Below are 1,142 nucleotides of genomic sequence, written 5' to 3' on the forward strand. Positions count from 1 at the left end.
GGTCCCCCGCCCACCCCCGTCGAGCGCCTGTCTTGCAGGATGCGCGTTCGCGCGCAAGTCAGGCGCTCGACGGGAAGGCGGGGCAGGATGGGCGTATGCGCTACGAGATCCCCGCACCGATGCTGGCGAAGGCCGTCACGGGGATCCCGGAAGCGGCCGGCTACTCCTTCGAGCCGAAGTGGGACGGCTTCCGGGTGCTGGCCGCCTGGGACGGCGAGAACGTCGAGCTCGGCTCCCGCGGTGCGAAGCCGCTGACGCGCTACTTCCCGGAGCTCGTCGCCGCGCTTGCGGAGGTGCTGCCCGAGCCGTGTCTGATCGACGGCGAGATCGTGATCCCGGTCGGCGACCCCGGGGCCAGGCGGCTCGACTGGGAGGCACTGAGCCAGCGCATCCATCCCGCCGCGTCGCGCGTCGCGCGCCTCGCCGCCGAGACGCCGGCCCTGATCGTCGCCTTCGACCTGCTGGCGCGCGGCGACCGCGATCTGCAGCGTGAGCCGTTCGCGGTACGGAGGGCCGAGCTCGTAGACCTGCTCGGCACGGCACGGCCGCCCGTGCACGTGACCCGCACGACGGACGACGCCGACCTCGCCCGCCGCTGGCTCGCCGATTTCGAGGGCGCCGGCCTCGACGGTGTCGTGGCGAAGCGGCTCGACGCCGCCTACGCCCCTGGCAAGCGCACCATGCTGAAGATCAAGCACGCCCGCACGGCGGACGTCGTGGCGCTCGGCTACCGCATGCACAAGAGCGGGCGGGGCGTCGGGTCGCTGCTCGTCGGGCTCTACGACGACGGGGGGCTCCGCAACGTGGGCGGGGTCTCCGCCTTCACCGACAGGCGTCGGCTCGAGCTGGTCGACGAGCTCGAGCCGCTCGTGGAGCGGGATGCCGACGGCGCCGCGGTGAGCGGTGAGACCGAGCGGTCGCGGTTCACCGCGTCGAAGGACGTGTCGTTCGTGCGGCTGCGCCCGGAGCGGGTGCTGGAGGTGCGCTACGACCAGCTGGAGGGAGCGCGGTTCCGGCACACGGCGCAGTTCGAGCGGTGGCGCCCCGACCGCGATGCGCGATCCTGCACCTTCGCGCAGCTCGAACAGGTCGCCGGCTACGACCTCGCCGACGTCCTCGCCTGATGCCCCGTACCCCTCCCC

General features: G+C 73.1%; 1 protein-coding gene. It reads left to right on the forward strand.

The features are described from left to right. Nucleotides 1–95 precede the first annotated feature (95 nt). Nucleotides 96–1,124, forward strand: coding sequence for an ATP-dependent DNA ligase (locus GVL03_RS18820; RefSeq protein ID WP_159502538.1), 1,029 nt, complete (start codon nucleotides 96–98; stop codon nucleotides 1,122–1,124). The last annotated feature ends 18 nt before the right edge of the window (nucleotides 1,125–1,142 follow it).

The organism is Microbacterium sp. 18062 (assembly GCF_902706225.1).
GTDB lineage: Bacteria > Actinomycetota > Actinomycetes > Actinomycetales > Microbacteriaceae > Microbacterium.

Bases quoted from the DNA above. Each gene is read 5' to 3' on its own strand.
- GVL03_RS18820 (WP_159502538.1), top strand. From the start codon at position 96: ATGCGCTACGAGATCCCCGCACCGATGCTGGCGAAGGCCGTCACGGGG.